The organism is Frischella sp. Ac48, assembly GCF_019641635.1.
GTDB lineage: Bacteria > Pseudomonadota > Gammaproteobacteria > Enterobacterales > Orbaceae > Frischella > Frischella japonica.
In genome coordinates this window covers 32,165-48,590 of the sequence record NZ_JAETXP010000013.1, presented here as the reverse complement: position 1 = coordinate 48,590, position 16,426 = coordinate 32,165, and the positions used below count along the sequence as shown (strand labels likewise).

The 16,426-nt window shown below is 31.9% G+C and carries 15 protein-coding genes and 2 pseudogenes; 15 read left to right on the top strand and 2 right to left on the bottom strand.

Translation table 11 applies throughout. The annotated features are described in order from the left end of the window. The first annotated feature begins 11 nt into the window (after positions 1–11). The 3 genes from mlaC (at position 12) to JMI89_RS09785 (ending at position 1,355) form a co-directional block, all read left to right on the top strand. Positions 12–671 (top strand): phospholipid-binding protein MlaC, encoded by a 660-nt coding sequence (gene mlaC / locus JMI89_RS09795; RefSeq protein ID WP_220679975.1) that lies wholly within the window; start codon positions 12–14, stop codon positions 669–671. A 27-nt stretch (positions 672–698) separates the two neighbouring features. Continuing rightward, on the top strand, positions 699–968 hold the full coding sequence (locus JMI89_RS09790) for an STAS domain-containing protein (RefSeq protein ID WP_187755904.1): 270 nt from the start codon (positions 699–701) through the stop codon (positions 966–968). 129 nt (positions 969–1,097) lie between these two features. Beyond that, positions 1,098–1,355, top strand: a complete 258-nt coding sequence (locus JMI89_RS09785; RefSeq protein WP_187755903.1) for a BolA family protein — start codon at positions 1,098–1,100, stop codon at positions 1,353–1,355. Between the two features lie 95 nt (positions 1,356–1,450). Here the strand turns inward: JMI89_RS09785 and JMI89_RS09780 are convergent, their stop codons facing one another. Both JMI89_RS09780 and JMI89_RS09775 read right to left on the bottom strand, forming a co-directional pair. Next, a complete protein-coding gene (locus JMI89_RS09780; RefSeq protein WP_220679974.1) occupies positions 1,451–2,491 on the bottom strand; it encodes a GTP-binding protein in 1,041 nt (346 codons plus the stop codon). A 35-nt stretch (positions 2,492–2,526) separates the two neighbouring features. After that, a complete protein-coding gene (locus JMI89_RS09775; RefSeq protein WP_187755901.1) occupies positions 2,527–2,724 on the bottom strand; it encodes a YbdD/YjiX family protein in 198 nt (65 codons plus the stop codon). A 215-nt stretch (positions 2,725–2,939) separates the two neighbouring features. Between JMI89_RS09775 and murA the strand changes: the two genes are divergently transcribed. From murA to rfbD, 12 genes and pseudogenes are all read left to right on the top strand, one after another. Further along, positions 2,940–4,199, top strand: coding sequence for a UDP-N-acetylglucosamine 1-carboxyvinyltransferase (gene murA / locus JMI89_RS09770; RefSeq protein ID WP_220679973.1), 1,260 nt, complete (start codon positions 2,940–2,942; stop codon positions 4,197–4,199). A 156-nt stretch (positions 4,200–4,355) separates the two neighbouring features. After that, complete coding sequence (locus tag JMI89_RS09765; protein ID WP_187755899.1) at positions 4,356–5,615, top strand: oligosaccharide flippase family protein; 1,260 nt, start codon at positions 4,356–4,358, stop codon at positions 5,613–5,615. Positions 5,616–5,773: 158 nt separating this feature from the next. Further along, positions 5,774–6,889 (top strand): glycosyltransferase, encoded by a 1,116-nt coding sequence (locus JMI89_RS12130; RefSeq protein ID WP_220679972.1) that lies wholly within the window; start codon positions 5,774–5,776, stop codon positions 6,887–6,889. A gap of 5 nt (positions 6,890–6,894) precedes the next feature. After that, entirely contained in the window at positions 6,895–8,070 is a 1,176-nt protein-coding gene (locus JMI89_RS09755; RefSeq protein ID WP_220679971.1) for a hypothetical protein, read from the top strand. 16 nt (positions 8,071–8,086) lie between these two features. Further along, positions 8,087–9,136 (top strand): glycosyltransferase family 1 protein, encoded by a 1,050-nt coding sequence (locus JMI89_RS09750; protein ID WP_220679970.1) that lies wholly within the window; start codon positions 8,087–8,089, stop codon positions 9,134–9,136. Between the two features lie 3 nt (positions 9,137–9,139). Then, complete coding sequence (locus tag JMI89_RS09745; protein ID WP_220679969.1) at positions 9,140–10,228, top strand: glycosyltransferase; 1,089 nt, start codon at positions 9,140–9,142, stop codon at positions 10,226–10,228. Further along, complete coding sequence (locus tag JMI89_RS09740; RefSeq protein WP_220679968.1) at positions 10,225–11,637, top strand: mannose-1-phosphate guanylyltransferase/mannose-6-phosphate isomerase; 1,413 nt, start codon at positions 10,225–10,227, stop codon at positions 11,635–11,637. The genes JMI89_RS09745 and JMI89_RS09740 overlap by 4 nt, the downstream gene beginning before the upstream one ends. 25 nt (positions 11,638–11,662) lie before the next feature. Next, positions 11,663–13,033 (top strand): phosphomannomutase CpsG, encoded by a 1,371-nt coding sequence (locus JMI89_RS09735; RefSeq protein ID WP_220679967.1) that lies wholly within the window; start codon positions 11,663–11,665, stop codon positions 13,031–13,033. A gap of 22 nt (positions 13,034–13,055) precedes the next feature. Next, positions 13,056–14,111 (top strand): dTDP-glucose 4,6-dehydratase, encoded by a 1,056-nt coding sequence (rfbB, locus tag JMI89_RS09730; protein WP_220679966.1) that lies wholly within the window; start codon positions 13,056–13,058, stop codon positions 14,109–14,111. 20 nt (positions 14,112–14,131) lie between these two features. Then, positions 14,132–14,994: pseudogene (rfbA, locus tag JMI89_RS09725) on the top strand (glucose-1-phosphate thymidylyltransferase RfbA). A gap of 5 nt (positions 14,995–14,999) precedes the next feature. Then, positions 15,000–15,528 (top strand): annotated as a pseudogene (gene rfbC / locus JMI89_RS12125) (dTDP-4-dehydrorhamnose 3,5-epimerase). Beyond that, entirely contained in the window at positions 15,528–16,358 is an 831-nt protein-coding gene (rfbD, locus tag JMI89_RS09715; RefSeq protein ID WP_220679965.1) for a dTDP-4-dehydrorhamnose reductase, read from the top strand. Before rfbC ends, rfbD begins: the two are co-directional and overlap by 1 nt. Positions 16,359–16,426: the final 68 nt, after the last annotated feature.

Here is a 16,426-nt window from a genome sequence, read left to right as displayed (position 1 = left end):
GATAATGATAAATGTTAAAGAAATGTATTTGTATTTGTTCCCTGTTTTTAGCTTCTTTTGTTATGGCAGCTGAAGCTGATTTACAAAATCCTTATCAAAAAACTCAAAATGCAGCAGATAAAATCTTTGTGGCGATTAATGAACAAAGTGCTCAAATAAAAAGTAATCCTGACATTTTAAAAAATGTGGTAAGAAGTGATTTATTACCTTATGTTCATGTTAAATATGCTGCAGCTTTATCATTGGGCGATAATTATAAAGATGTATCCAAAGAGGATCGTGAAGCTTATTTTAACGTTTTTGAAAAATACTTGGTTCAAGCATTTGCTCAAGCATTATCGATGTATAACGGTCAAACTTATCAAGTTGAAACTGAAAAAGATATCAGTGGCAAAAATATCGTTTCAGTACGGGTGCTATTACTTAACCCAGACAAAACTCAGCAACCTATTCGATTAGATTTTCAATGGCGAAAAAATACGGCGACAGGTGAATGGCAAGCTTATGATATGGTGGCAGAAGGCGTTAGTATGATCACAACGAAACAAAGCGAATGGTCGACCGTTGTTAGACAGCAAGGTATTAAAGCTTTAATTGCTCAATTGCAGTCACAAGCTAACCAAAAAATTGATCCAAATGCTAATCAAAGTAAAAGTACCGTTTCAAAATAACATGTTTTAGGGTAAGGAGTTGTTGTTATGCAAGTAATTACAGTACAAAAACAAGATAAAATATTACATCTTAGTGGCGTATTGGATTGCGATACACTTAATCAACTTTGGCATAACAGAACTGAGCTTCTTAAGGATATTACAGGTATAGATGTGTCAGCGTTAAACCGTGTTGATTCTGCCGGTTTAGCGCTATTGACTTATTTTTGTATTAAACAAAACATTAAATTAATTGCAATAAATCAGCAGCTTAAAACATTGATCGTGCTCTATGATCTTGATGCGTTATTAGTTTAGATTTACTCTTAAAGTGTTTTAAGTATAATAATGTTTTACCATAAATTGATTTATAATAATTGAACAAGTATCTAATATTATCGGTTCAATTAGTTCAAATTTTAAATAATATAAGCGTTGTTTTCTGATATGGATAAGAAAGAAATTGAAGAGAAGTTAAAACAATCACTCAATTTAGATGAGGTATATGCTATCACTGATGATGGAAGTCATTTTCAAGTGATTGCCGTAGGTGATATGTTTGCTGATTTAAGTCGAGTAAAAAAACAACAAGCAGTCTATGCTCCGTTATCCCCTTATATTGCGGATAATCGTATACATGCTTTATCAATTAAAACTTATACACCGGCGGAATGGCAACGTGAACGCAAGTTATTGGGACTTTGACACTAAATTGTTATAATATTTATATAATTATTTTTCTCCTTAGCATTATCTTACGCGCCCATTTAAGGGCGTATTTTATTCATTCGGTAGTTTTATTAATCGGCAATAGTCGCTAAAAACTGTTGTTTTAATTCTTCAAAAGGCAATTTACGGCTAATCACAACGAATTTAGATTCTTTTGGCGTTATGTTATCCCAAGCAGACCCATAATCAAATCCGACAACTTTATGTACTCCTTGTATAATTAATTTCTGTGATTGATTTTTGATTGCTAAAACGCCTTTATAGCGCAACATATCATTACCATATTGTTCGATCAGTTTTTCAATAAAACTGCCAATTTTTTTGAGATCTAATTCAGTAGCTTCAAATAAATAAGAGAAAATATTATCATCATATGATTGATATGAATGTAATTTTGATGTAAAAGGTGTAAATTTAGTTACCAACTGTTTACTCATATCGACTGTAAAAAAACCTTTACTAATCGTTAATTCATCATTTAAATCAAAAGTATGTAAATCAAGCCATTGTGTTTTGGCAATTTGACCATGATTAGCTTCAATGATCATGGCCTTATTATTAATCGCATTGATTCGAGCTATAACCGATAATTTATCTGCCGTTTTAACACGATCTGTTTTGGTTAAAATAATACGATCAGCAAAACCGATTTGTGAAGCGGCAACACGATGATTTTTTAAGTGTGTTGAGATGTGTTCACAATCTACTGTAGTGATAACGGCATCAAGTTGAATTGTTTCACGGATCACATCATCAATAAAAAAGGTTTGCAAAATAGGGGCAGGGTCGGCAAGACCAGTTGTTTCAATAATTAAACGGTCAAAATTAATTTCACCGGCTAATCTTTTTTGATGTAGTTGATGTAATGCAGTAATTAACTCGCCTTGTACACTACAACAGATACAACCATTAGTCATTTCAATGATATCGATATTGGTATCGTGTTTTAATAAACCACCATCAATATTAATCGGACCAAATTCATTTTCAATTATCATAATTTTCTCATTATGATTATGATTATGATTTAGTAAATGATTTATTAAAGTCGTTTTACCAGAACCTAAAAATCCAGTCAGAATAGTCACCGGCATGTGATTTGTTATTGTCATTATTGGCCTTTTTAAATTTGTTTGAAATGACTAAATCAACAACATTTAAAGCCGCCTTTACCACTATATTTGGCTTCTTGACGTTCTTTAAAAAACGCTTCATATGTCATTGGTTTTTGATCAGGATGAGTTAATTTCATGTGTTGTACATAATTATCATAATCGGGAATACCGATCATTAATTTAGCTGCTTGACCGAGATATTTTCCTGCTTTAGCTAAATCATCAAACATTTTGTTTTCCTTCTATATCGCCATGAGGTGAATATTAACATTTTTTTTAAATCTAATCACTTGCTTCGTTTTGAAAAATGCGATTGAAAAAATATATTTTTTATTATTAAACATACATTTTCATGTTTTAATTAAATTAATAATTACAGATTTTGTTATTCCATTTATAATGATGTATCGTTTCATGGTCATTGCATATAAAAGATAATTATTTTATGGATAAATTTAAAATCATAGGACCAACCTCTTTAAATGGTGAGGTAATCATTTCTGGCGCTAAAAATGCTGCTCTACCTATTTTATTTGCTTCTTTGTTAGCAACAGAGCCCGTTGAAATAAAGAATGTTCCTAAATTAAAAGATATTGATACTACCTTAGAATTATTAGAGCGTTTAGGTGTGAAAGTTGAACGAAATGATGGTATTCGAATTGATGCCAGTCAAATTAATCATTTTTGTGCGCCTTATGAATTGGTTAAGACGATGCGTGCTTCGATTTGGGCATTAGGTCCGTTAGTAGCCAGATTTGGTCAAGGTCAAGTTTCTTTACCTGGCGGATGTGCTATTGGTGCTCGTCCAGTTGATTTGCATATTTCTGGTTTACAAAAATTAGGTGCGACAATTCATCTTGATGAAGGGTATGTTAAAGCGACAGTCAATGGTCGTCTTCAAAGTGCACACATTGTTATGGATAAAGTGAGTGTAGGTGCTACGGTAACTGTCATGTGTGCAGCGACTTTGGCTGAAGGGACAACCGTTATTGAAAATGCTGCTTGTGAACCAGAAATTGCAGATACTGCGAAATTCTTAAATGCCTTAGGTGCAAAAATTACAGGAGCAGGGACTGAGCATATTACGATTGAAGGTGTTGATAAAATTGGTGGTGGTGTTCATAAAATTTTACCAGATCGAATTGAAACGGGTACTTATTTGATAGCAGCAGCAATTTCTAAAGGTAAAATTACTTGTCGTAATACTGCACCGTCTACATTGGATGCGGTAATTGCAAAATTACGTGATGCGGGTGCCGAAATTGAAACAGGTGATGATTGGATTAGTCTGGATATGCGAGGCAAACGCCCCAAGGCTGTAAACATTTATACCGCTCCTCACCCAGGCTTCCCAACCGATATGCAAGCACAATTTACATTACTTAATATTGTTGCTGAAGGAACAGGTATCATTAAAGAAACAATTTTTGAGAATCGCTTTATGCATGTTCCAGAATTGATTCGAATGGGTGCAAAAGCTGAAATTGAAGGTAATACGCTTATTACCCATGGCGTTGAAACCCTAACAGGTACTGAAGTCATGGCAACCGATTTACGTGCTTCTGCATGCTTAGTTTTGGCTGGATGTATTGCTAAAGGGACAACCATTGTTGATCGTATTTATCATATTGACCGTGGCTATGAGGCAATTGAAGAGAAATTAAGTATTTTAGGGGCAAATATAACAAGAATTCATAATTCGTAAAATAGAAGAAATTCTTAACAATTAAATCATAAAAGACTTTTCTGATTTAAAATTGCAGAAATTGTAAGGAACAAATTTTTATAAAATTTTGTGACTAAGTTAACTGTCTCCTTGGATTGGGAAAAATATAAAGTGTTGGATGAGATTAATTAATTTATGATTAAATTGAGTGTTATTAAAACCAAATTATCTGAAAATCAAGGGATTTTTGAAAATTTTTTATTTTTATCTTTAACACAGTTATTTAATTTCTTATATCCTTTAATTACTTATCCTTACTTAATTAAAACACTAGGCGCCACTATGTTTGGTTCGGTGGTATTTGCTCAATCGCTGTGTAGTTTTTTTTCTTTAATGATTGATTGGGGATTTGAAGCAACAGGGACTAAAGCAATATCAATTCATCGCAATGATAAACAAAAGCTATCTCAGATCATCTCAACTATAATGATCACAAAATTTTTCTTATGGATTACACTCTTTTTTTTCTTCCTAGTAATGATTTACTTTATTCCTTTTTTACATCAATACCAACTGCTCTATATATTTACTTTTTTCTTAACATTTAATGAACTGCTTTTACCAATCTGGTATTTTCAGGGTATCGAAAAAATGAAATATATTACTTATTTAACCATAGTGATTAAGTGTATATTTTTGATCGCGATTTTTTTATTTATTCATCAGCCTGACGATTATCTTTATGTACCTTTATTGAATGCAATAGGTATCTTCATTGGTGGATTAATAGCATTGTTTATTATGATAGTTAAACATAAAAATAATTTCTCATTCCAACCAATAAGCCAAATAATCCTTTATTTAAAGGATGGATTGCCGATTTTTATTTCTAATATAGCTGTTGCTGTCAAGGATCGTTTTAATATACTATTCATTGGTACTTTTTTAGGTATGACTGATGTGGCTATTTACGATTTAGCAACAAAAATTATGAATATCTTTATGCAATTGATTGTTGTAGCTAATAATGCTATTTATCCCAAGGTCGCAAAACAAAAGAATATGCAATTTGTAAGGCAATTTATATACTTATCTCTTATAGGGGTAATAAGTTTAATTATATTAATACAACCTTTTTTACCTTTCATGCTTGATTTTTTATCAAAAGGATTAACCGGGACACTTTTACCAACGGAAATTTTATTATTATCTCCAATTATTTTAGCTGTTAGTGTTCCATTAGCACGTAATTGTTTAATTGTTTTTGGTTTATATAATTTTGTACTTAAAAATTGTTTTTTTACAACAATATTTTATTTGTTACTAATATTTGGTACCTATATTTTAGTTGGTTTTAACGCAGTTTATCAATTTACGATCATAGCTGTTTTGACATATTTATTTGAAATTACTCATCGATTATATTTTTGCCAAAAACAAAAATTCTTCAAATAAAATAATCTATTAATAATAATTTTTATAAAATTTAAATTTTATTTATATTTAGTTAGTTCCTATAATTATGTTAGAAAAGAATTAAACTTAAATTGTATTTTTTAATACAACATTTTGATATTATAGTATAATTTTTTAATAAGTGAGAGTTTGATTAAGTGAATTATGCTAACCATAAATTCGATGATACTCAATTAGTATTGGATCAACTAGGTACTCGAACTGCATTTATTTTTGTGACAGCTATAATTGGTGGCCATGAAAGTATGGCAATCAATATTATAAAAAAATTTAATGAAAATTGTACTATCGATTCATTTATACCTTCTAAAAATGAGAGTTTGAAAAAAGCATTTGCATTGAATCATTTAAGTTATCAACTGCATAATGTAAATCATAAAAAAGGGGAAATAGTTCAATCTTTTTTTAATTTTTCTTATCGTAAGAAAGCGGAAAAATTATTATTAGAATTGAATGAACAATATGATTCATTAGTTATCATTCAAGGAGATATTGAGCAAGGTAGTATTTTTCTTCTTATGGCTAACAAATTAAATATAAATGTTATTTCATATATCCCTTATACACATTCATTTCGGGAAATGGGAAGTAAATTTTGGATGATCAAAGATTTTCTTAGTCCCTGGGTCTATCGGTCATGCCAAAATTATATAACCATTGCACGTGTATTTAAGGAAAAATTAAAAGCCTACAATCCCAAAGCAAATATTTTTATACTTGAAAATTTTATTTTAAAAAAAGTTGATTTAAATTCACATTCTTTAACTAAATATGATTCCCAAACGATTAATCTTTTCATCATTGGCCGTATCATTTTCTCCCAAAAAGGTCATGATATTTTAGTGAAATCCTTATCACGAATAGAACCAGATTTTCCTTCGGGAAAAACAATTAGTCTTCATATTGTGGGTAATGGACCTGATTTAGAAAAATTAAAGTCAATGGTAGCTAATGAATTAAAAAAAACGAAGGTTATCTTCTATGGTTGGGTTAACAATGTATGGGAGCTAGACGTTTTACCTGATTTAGTCATTATGCCTTCACGATTTGAAGGTGTTCCTTTAGTTATGTTGGAATCCTTACAATATCATATTCCTGTTTTATCATCAGCTAGAGATGGTATGTTGGATTATTTACCTGAGTCTCATTTGTTTTCTGGTAAAAATGATCAGGAAAGAATAAATAATTTAGCGCTTTTGTTAAAAAGTTTTTTAAGTGGGCGTATTAATATAAATCCATCAACTAAATTGTGACCCCTATGCTAAAAGTAAATAATGTTTCTGTAAACAATCATTTTAATCGCATCGTAGCGAAAGAAGGTACAGGTTTATCTTGTTTAAGATGGTTAATCGCCTTCTTTTTTATAGCAACGCCATTTAATCCTTCTATCGATGACACAACAATTTATCTTTGGCTACCAATGATCTGTTGCGATAAAGAATTTGTGCTTAAATTAATAGAAAGAATTAATTTAAAATATGTTCTTTTATTATTTTTATGGTTAACTGGTTGTTTGTTATCTTTAAAATTTAACTTAACCATTAAATGTTTTTCGATATGTTTAGGTGTTGCTTATATTTTCTTTATTGGTGAGGCAATAATAAAAAAAATATATGCGTGTTTCTTATTTTCAGCAATATTTTGTATTATTCAATTTGTTACTTATTTCTATTCGCCAGTACTAGCAAGTTCGTTAGGTCCAGAGCAAATGTCTTTGGCATTATGGGGGGAATATGCAACTCTTACTTTTACAAATCAGTATGTTTTGTTTCTATTTCCAAGAATGTCTGGTTTGTCTCGCGAAGCTGGTTTTTTTGTTTCTTTACTATGTATTGTTTTTTTAATAAGGAAACAATATGGAAAAATGACATTTGTTGAAAACGTCATTTTTTTACTCGGTTTTCTATTTAGTTTATCTAAAATTTCAATTTTAGGTTTATTGTTACCCATTTTATTTTTATTTAAAAATTTTATTAATAAGATTCCAGTATTTCTGACATTTTTAGTTTTGTTTTTAGTTTATTGTTATATCGCTGTTTATTTGAATATTGGATCGACCAATTATTTTTATGATAACGAATCTATTGCTCATCGTTTCTCTGCTGCTTATCTGGTCTTTAATATGCAAGAAAAATATTTGCTCTCAGGATGTCCTGTAGATTTTAATTGTTTTAATTCTGAAAGTATGGCATTAGTTGATTATCTGGTAAATGAACGTCATTTATATCCATCAATTGGTTTTATTGGTTTAATTTTAGATTTTGGCTTGTTTGGTATAATTTTAATTTGTTTTTCGGTTGTAATACTTAAATTAGATAGTTTTAAGTTTTTTATCTTAGTACTATTCACTTCTACGGTTTATATTCTGACAGTCGATAATTTTATTATCCTATTATATTATTATTTGATTATGTTAGATTCTAAAGAAAAATGAATTAGGAAAAAATATAATGGCTATGAAAGTATATGTTAATGCTCGTTTTTTAACTCAAAATATGACAGGCGTACAACGCTTTGCTTTAGAGATTTGTCAGGAGTTATTAAAGCTACGTCATGACCTTGTATTTTTAGTACCGAATGTGGAAAACATTGCTATTTTAGAAAGATCTTTTCCTGTACAAGTGGTAGGTAAAAAAAATGGTTTTTACTGGGAACAAATTGAACTACCAAAATTCCTCAAGAAACAGGGCAATCATCTATTAATTAATTTATGTAATCGAGCACCTATTTTTTATAAAAACAATATTATTGTATTGCATGATGTAATATTTAAACGTTACCCTAAAACTGTTTCATTGGGATTTGGTTTATTTTATAAATTAATGGTGCCGAACCTTATTAAACGAGCAAAGAAAATTTTAACTGTTAGCCAATTTTCTAAGCAAGAGATTTTGTATTTTTATCCAAAATATCATCGTGATATTAAGGTAATTTACAATGCTGTTGATAAAAAGTTTAGACCACATTATGATAATCATCATAATGAACTATATTTATTAGCGGTTTCTTCTGATTTTTCACATAAGAATTTCGAGTCGTTAGTAAAAGCTTTTTTATTGCTTAATCATCCTACATTGAAATTGAAAATTGTGGGAAATAAAGGTTCGATTGCTATTCAATATCAAAATGAAAAAAACATTAATTTTTTAGGTCGTGTTTCAGATGAACAGTTGATCGAACTTTATCAAAATGCTTATGCCTTCGTTTTTCCTTCATTATATGAAGGATTTGGTATTCCACCATTAGAAGCTCAGGCATGTGGTTGCCCAGTTATCTCATCTAATTTGTCAGTCATGCCAGAAGTATTAGGCGACAGTGTGATTTATTTTAATCCAAAAGATGTTAATGATATTAAAGAAAAAATAAATCTTTTACTTCAAGATAAACAATTATACAAAGGATTAGTAACCAAAGGTTTACAGAATGTGGCAAGATTTTCTTGGGCTGATTCTGCTCAAATTTTAAATGATACCATTAACCAACTAATGAGCCAGGAATAAGTAATGAAAATCCTACATGTTGCTGAAACAATTAAGGGCGGAGTTGCTTCAGTCATGCAACAACTGGTTGCTTATCAAGCAAAAAAATATGATGTCAGTGTATTGGTGCCTGATAGTCAAGCAGAAGAATTGGCTCATGTTCCGGAAGGAAAAAAATATTTGTTTCAGCGCACCGGTCGAAATTGCTTATCCTTGCTATCTTTATTAAAAAATTTTATTGTTTTAGTACTTAAAAATAAACCTGCTATCATTCATATTCACAGTAGTTTTGCTGGCTTAATTTGTCGAATTTCATTAATATTTTTATATCCCATTCAGCGACCGATTGTTATTTATTGTCCGCATGCTTTTTCATTTTTGATGGCGACGACCAGTTTTAAAGTCCGTTGTTACGCTGTTATTGAACGTTGTTTACAATTTATCACCCATCGAATTATCTGTACTAGCTATTTTGAACAGCAGCAAGCTATTAATTATGGCATAAATCGTGCCAAATTATGCGTCATATATAATGGTATTGATTTTATTCGTTGTGACACGGTTTCACCATATGACCCTTGTAATCATAAAAGGAAAATATTATTTGTTGGTCGTTTTGACCGGCAAAAAGGTTATGATTATTTAATTGAATTAATTAAAAGGTTAGACAAGCACCAATTTCAATTTACGATTATCGGAGATAGTGTTCACGAAAATGTAGAACGTTTAAAGGCAGATAATGTCAATTACTTAGGTTGGCTGAATTATCAATCTATTATACCTTATTTTCAGCATTCAATGGTGTTAGTAATGCCAAGTCGTTGGGAATCATTTGGGTTGGTTGCAGTAGAAGCTGAGAGTTTTGGTTTACCGGTTTTGGCAAACAACTGTAGTGCACTACCAGAAGTGGTTAATAATGGCAACACTGGATATTTATTTGATTTTGAAAGTGACATGTTAAGTATCATTAACTTATTAAATAGTAAAACGGAAGATGATTGGCGTTTGATGAAAAAGCATTGCATTGATTTTGTTACATCACGTTTTTCGGCGCTAACGATGAATAAATTAGTTGATGATTTATATATTGAATTAATTTCAAAGAGTAAATGATAATGAATAAAATATATCCTATCATAATGGCAGGTGGTACCGGTAGTAGGCTATGGCCATTATCACGAGAATCTTATCCTAAGCAATTTATCCAATTGTTTGGCGAAGATACCATGTTACAGGCCACAATTAAACGTTTACATGGATTAGAAAATCGCTCAAATCCTTTAATCATTTGTAATGAGGAACATCGTTTTGTTGTTGCTGAACAGCTAAGAGAAATTGATCAATTAGCGAATAATATTATTTTAGAACCTTGTGGACGCAATACCGCACCTGCTGTAGCTTTAGCTGCACTTGAAGTTATGCGCAAAGATCCTAATGGTATTTTATTGGTATTAGCGGCTGACCATGTTATTCGTAATGAATTGGCATTCTATAACGCGATTCGAGATGCAGTTGTTCATGCAAGTAATGATAAATTAGTAACGTTTGGTGTCATACCAACTTACCCTGAAACAGGATATGGTTATATCAAAAAGGGCAAAAAAGTATCAGCAACCACCTTTGATGTAGCAAATTTTGTTGAAAAACCTAATTTGGAAACGGCTAAAGATTACCTCCAATCAGGACAATTTTTATGGAATAGCGGAATGTTTATATTTAAAGCACAGCGTTATTTAGATGAGTTAGAAAAATATTGTCCTGAAATCTTAACACATTGCAAACTTGCATTATGCCATCAATCTATTGATTTGGATTTCATTCGTTTGGATAAAACAGAATTTGAAAAATGTCCCTCTAATTCTATTGATTATGCTGTGATGGAACATACACAAGATGCTGTTGTAGTGCCAATGGATGCGCAATGGAGTGATGTAGGAAGTTGGTTAACACTATGGGAAATGAGTAAAAAAGATGATAGCAACAATGTTATTCAAGGCGATGTCATTGCTATAAATACCAATGATAGTTATATCCGCTCCGAAAATAAATTGGTGGCTACGGTTGGGATTAACAATTTAATTATTATTGAGACCAAAGATGCGGTATTGGTCATGCATAAAGAGCAATCTCAAGACGTCAAACAAGTTATTGAAAAATTAAAACAGAGTGATCGTATCGAATATCGCGATAATCGCGAATCCTACCGACCATGGGGTAAAACAGATTTAATTGATAGTGATAAATTTTATAAAGTAAGAAATACCAAAGTTAAACCTGGTGGTAAAATATCATTACAGTTGCATCACCATCGTTCTGAACATTGGGTCGTAGTGTCGGGAACTGCTAAAGTCACAATTGGTAGAAAATCCCAATTGTTGATCGAAAATCAGTCTGTTTATATCCCTTTGGGGCAAAAACATGCGATTGAAAATATCGGTAAAATTGATCTTGAATTGATTGAAATTCAATCCGGTCGATATTTATGTGATGATGATATCATTCGATTTGAAGATTTTTATTAATAAGTTTATATATGGAATGTCAAAAATGAATACTCATGAGGAACTAACTTGTTTTAAAGCATATGATATCCGAGGAAAGTTGGGTACACAGTTAAATGAAGATATTGCTTATCGCATTGGACGTGCTTATGGCGAATATTTACAGGCCAAAAAAGTTGTAGTTGGTAGTGATGTACGTTTGACTAGTGAATCGTTAAAAATGGCATTAGCGAAAGGTCTACAAGATGCAGGAGTCGATGTTATTGATATTGGGCAAGTTGGTACTGAAGAGGTCTACTTTGCAACTTTTTATTTGGGGGTTGACGGTGGTATTGAAGTAACGGCAAGTCATAATCCAATTGATTATAATGGGATGAAACTAGTGCGCGAAAATGCTAAACCTATTAGTGGTGATACAGGATTAAATGAGATACGTGCATTAGCTGAAAAAGGGCGATTTATCAATGTTGTTACAAGAGGAAAGTATCAAAAAATTGATATTATTAAACCTTATATCGATCACTTGATGAGTTATATTAAACGAGATAATTTAAATAAAAAGCTAAAATTAGTTATCAATTCAGGGAATGGTGTAGCAGGCCATGTGATCGATGCTATTGAACAACGTTTTAAGCTAGAAAATATACCTATTGAATTTATAAAAGTTCATCATGAACCTAATGGGCATTTTCCTCATGGTATTCCTAATCCATTATTACCTGAATGTCGCGAAGATACTCGGCAAGCTGTGATCAATAACAATGCAGATATGGGCATTGCTTTTGACGGCGATTTTGACAGATGTTTCTTATTTGACGAAAAAGGGCAGTTTATTGAAGGTTATTACATAGTTGGTTTATTAGCAGAATCATTTTTATTAAAAGAGCATGGTGCAAAGATTATCCATGATCCAAGATTAACATGGAATACAATTGAAGTTGTTGAAAAAAATGGTGGTATACCCATTCAATCAAAAACAGGCCATGCTTTTATAAAAGAAAGAATGCGCACGGAAGATGCTATTTATGGTGGAGAAATGAGCGCACATCACTATTTTCGTGATTTTGCTTACTGTGATAGTGGTATGATCCCTTGGTTATTAGTAACTGAATTATTATGTGTAAAAAAACAACCATTGAGTTTGTTAGTTAATCAACGTATTAAAGCTTATCCTGTTTCAGGTGAAATCAATAGAGTTTTAACCAATCCAGATCAAGCCATTGAATTGGTGAAACAGCAATTTTTATCTGTACCTCATACTATTGATATGACTGATGGGTTAAGTATGGACTTTGCTGATTGGCGATTTAATCTTCGAGTTTCCAATACTGAACCTGTTGTTCGACTAAATGTAGAAGCACGTGGAAATAAGCAATTAATGGAAGAAAAACTCCAACAACTTTTATCGTTAATGTAATTTTTAACGCAAGGTAACTAAAATGAAAATCTTAATAACTGGTGGTGCTGGTTTCATTGGTTCAGCCGTCGTACGTTATGTTTTACAAAAAACAGATGATAAGGTTGTAGTGGTTGATAAGCTTACTTATGCAGGCAATTTAGCCTCTTTGAAGCAATTTCAAGGTAACGATCGTTTTCAATTTGCACACGTTGATATTTGTCATCTTGAACAGTTAAAAAAGATTTTCGAACAATCCCAGCCAGATGCTGTTATGCACTTAGCAGCAGAAAGTCATGTAGATCGCTCTATTGATGGTCCAGATGCGTTTATACAAACCAATATTATTGGTACTTATAATATGCTTGAGGCAGCTCGTAGCTATTTTCACACTTTGGATCCGAGTAAAAAAGCGTTATTTCGATTCCATCACATATCCACCGACGAGGTATATGGTGATTTACATGGTACAACAGACTTATTTACTGAAACGACGCCTTATGCACCGAGTAGTCCTTATTCAGCTTCAAAAGCATCGGGTGATCATTTAGTGCGTGCTTGGTTACGTACATATAGTTTACCGACAATTGTCACAAATTGTTCCAATAATTACGGACCTTACCATTTTCCTGAAAAATTAATTCCGTTGACCATCCTAAATGCTTTACAAGGAAAACCTTTACCTGTTTATGGTGATGGTCAACAGATTCGCGACTGGTTATATGTTGATGATCATGCTCGTGCATTATATATGGTTGTTACTAAGGGAGAAATTGGTGAAACTTACAATATTGGTGGTCATAATGAACAAAAGAATATTGATGTGGTTAAATCAATTTGTTCGTTATTAGATGAATTATGTCCAAAACATCCGAATAATATTAACAGCTATCATGAGCTTATTACATTCGTCACCGATAGACCTGGTCACGATGCACGTTATGCTATTGACGCCACAAAGATTCATCAAGAATTAAATTGGATGCCAGAGGAAACCTTCGAAACCGGATTACGTAAAACAGTAGAATGGTTTCTCAATAATCAAGATTGGTGGCAGGCTATTTTAGATGGATCGTATAGGAATATCACATTAGATTGAAGTAATATTGGAGGTATTTAATGAAAGGGATAGTTTCGGCCGGTGGTACTGGAACCCGCTTGCATCCGATAACGAGAGGTACTTCTAAGCAACTACTGCCAATATATGATAAGCCGATAGTATATTATCCAATATCATTTTTAATGTTATCAGGAATCCGAGATATATTAATTATTTCTACACCCGATGATATTGACGGTTTTAAACGCCTTTTAGGTGATGGTGGTGAATTTGGGTTAATTTTAAATATGTTTAACCTAGCTCAGATGGTTTAGCTCAAACTTTCATCTTAGGGGAAGAATTTATCGATAGAGATAATTGTAGTTTGGTATTAGATGATAATATTTATTTTGGGCAAAGTTTTGGTAAAAAACTTCTTCAAGCTGCTAATAGAAAAGAAGGTGCGACTATATTTGGCTATCAAGTCACCGATCCTCAACGTTTTGGGGTAGTTGAGTTTGATAAAAATTTCAAGGCACTTTCTATTGAGGAAAAACCAGCAAAACCAAAATCAAACTGGGCTGTTACTGGATTATATTTCTATGATAATCAAGTTGTAGATTTAGCTAAACAGGTTAAACCATCAGCCAGAGGCGAACTAGAAATTAGCACCCTAAATCAAATGTATCTTGAGGAAGATCAATTAAATGTTGAAATGCTAGACCGAGGATTTGCTTGGTTAGACACCGGTACACACGATAGCCTGATCGAAGTGTCCCAATTTATTCATACAGTTGAAAAACGCCAGGGAATGAAAATCGCCTGTTTAGAAGAAATAGCATTTAATAATAAATGGTTAAATCAAGATCAGCTAAGGGATGCGGCTAATAGACTCAATAAAATTGAATATGGTCAATATCTATATAGATTGTTAGGAGAATAAAACTAATGCAAGTTATAGATACCGCAATTGCAGATGTTAAGATAATTCAGCCAAAAGTTTTTGGTGATGAGCGAGGTTTTTTTTAGAAACATTTGAAAAACGTCGCTATCAAAAAATGTTGAATATAGATTACGATTTTGTTCAGGACAATCATTCCCGATCACGAAAAAATGTATTAAGTGGATTGCATTTTCAAAAAAGAATCCTCAAGGTAAATTAGTTCAAGTCGTTAGAGGTGAAGTTTTCGGCGTTGCTGTCGATATTCTTAAAGATTAACCAACATACGCCACATTGATAGGAGTAAATTTGTTTGAAAATAATAAAACGCAATTTTGGATTCCACCAGGATTAGCACATGGGTTTGTCGTTATTTCTGATATTGCTGATTTTGAATATAAATGTACTGATTACTATAATCCCCATGATGAAGGTTGTTTATTGTGGAATGATCCAACAGTTAATATTAACTGGCCGATGTTAAGTCCATTATTATCGGATAAAGATAAACTTGGAAAATTATTAGGAGAATTGTAGTGAAAGTTTTATTAACTGGTGCCAATGGTCAATTAGGACGTTGTTTCCAGGATATAGTTCCTAATGAATGGCAATTAATAGCAGCTGATCATGACGTATTAGATATTACTAATACAGAACAAGTTGAATCTTTTGTGAAACAATATCAACCAGATGTTATTGTTAATGCGGCTGCTTATACAGCAGTTGATAAAGTTGAATCAGAAGCGGTAATTGCCAGAAAAATAAATGCACAAGGTCCTTATAATCTCGCGATTGCTGCTAATAAAAATAATGCGCGTTTTTATCACATTTCAACTGACTATGTTTTTGGTGGTGAAAAAACTAAGCCGTATCTGACCACAGACCAAACAAATCCTCTTGGTGTGTATGGTAAAACCAAGTTGCAGGGTGAACAATTATGTTTAAAAGTTAATCCGAATGTAACCATAATCCGTACTGCGTGGGTATTTAGCCAATATGGTAATAATTTTGTCAAAACGATGCTTCGACTGGCTAAAGAACGGAGTGAATTAAAAATTGTTAATGATCAAATTGGTTGTCCTACTTATGCCGGTGATTTAGCATATTGCATTATTCAGTTAATTAAACAAAATAATATACCTGGGATTTATCATTATTGTGGTGATGAGGTAATGAGTTGGTTTGATTTTGCAAAACTAATCATTTCCAAAGCTTATGAGTTGAATATGATTCCAAAATTACCAAAATTATCTGCTTTAAGCTCGTATGAATATCCAGCACTAGTTAAAAGACCTGCATATTCAGTGTTAGATAAAAAAATATCAGTAACTATAATTATATACCAGGTAAACTGGATAATACGCTAAATAAAATCGTTACAATGTTAATGTTATCACTGTAAATAAACATTTTAGTAGCTAAGAAGTATTGAATT

Bases quoted from the DNA above. Each gene is read 5' to 3' on its own strand.
- JMI89_RS09745 (WP_220679969.1), top strand. From the start codon at position 9,140: ATGAAAATCCTACATGTTGCTGAAACAATTAAGGGCGGAGTTGCTTCA.
- murA (WP_220679973.1), top strand. From the start codon at position 2,940: ATGGATAAATTTAAAATCATAGGACCAACCTCTTTAAATGGTGAGGTA.
- JMI89_RS09755 (WP_220679971.1), top strand. From the start codon at position 6,895: ATGCTAAAAGTAAATAATGTTTCTGTAAACAATCATTTTAATCGCATC.
- JMI89_RS09735 (WP_220679967.1), top strand. From the start codon at position 11,663: ATGAATACTCATGAGGAACTAACTTGTTTTAAAGCATATGATATCCGA.
- mlaC (WP_220679975.1), top strand. From the start codon at position 12: ATGTTAAAGAAATGTATTTGTATTTGTTCCCTGTTTTTAGCTTCTTTT.
- JMI89_RS09780 (WP_220679974.1), bottom strand. From the start codon at position 2,491: ATGACAATAACAAATCACATGCCGGTGACTATTCTGACTGGATTTTTA.
- JMI89_RS09775 (WP_187755901.1), bottom strand. From the start codon at position 2,724: ATGTTTGATGATTTAGCTAAAGCAGGAAAATATCTCGGTCAAGCAGCT.
- JMI89_RS09765 (WP_187755899.1), top strand. From the start codon at position 4,356: ATGATTAAATTGAGTGTTATTAAAACCAAATTATCTGAAAATCAAGGG.
- JMI89_RS09750 (WP_220679970.1), top strand. From the start codon at position 8,087: ATGGCTATGAAAGTATATGTTAATGCTCGTTTTTTAACTCAAAATATG.
- JMI89_RS09740 (WP_220679968.1), top strand. From the start codon at position 10,225: ATGATAATGAATAAAATATATCCTATCATAATGGCAGGTGGTACCGGT.
- rfbB (WP_220679966.1), top strand. From the start codon at position 13,056: ATGAAAATCTTAATAACTGGTGGTGCTGGTTTCATTGGTTCAGCCGTC.
- JMI89_RS09785 (WP_187755903.1), top strand. From the start codon at position 1,098: ATGGATAAGAAAGAAATTGAAGAGAAGTTAAAACAATCACTCAATTTA.
- JMI89_RS09790 (WP_187755904.1), top strand. From the start codon at position 699: ATGCAAGTAATTACAGTACAAAAACAAGATAAAATATTACATCTTAGT.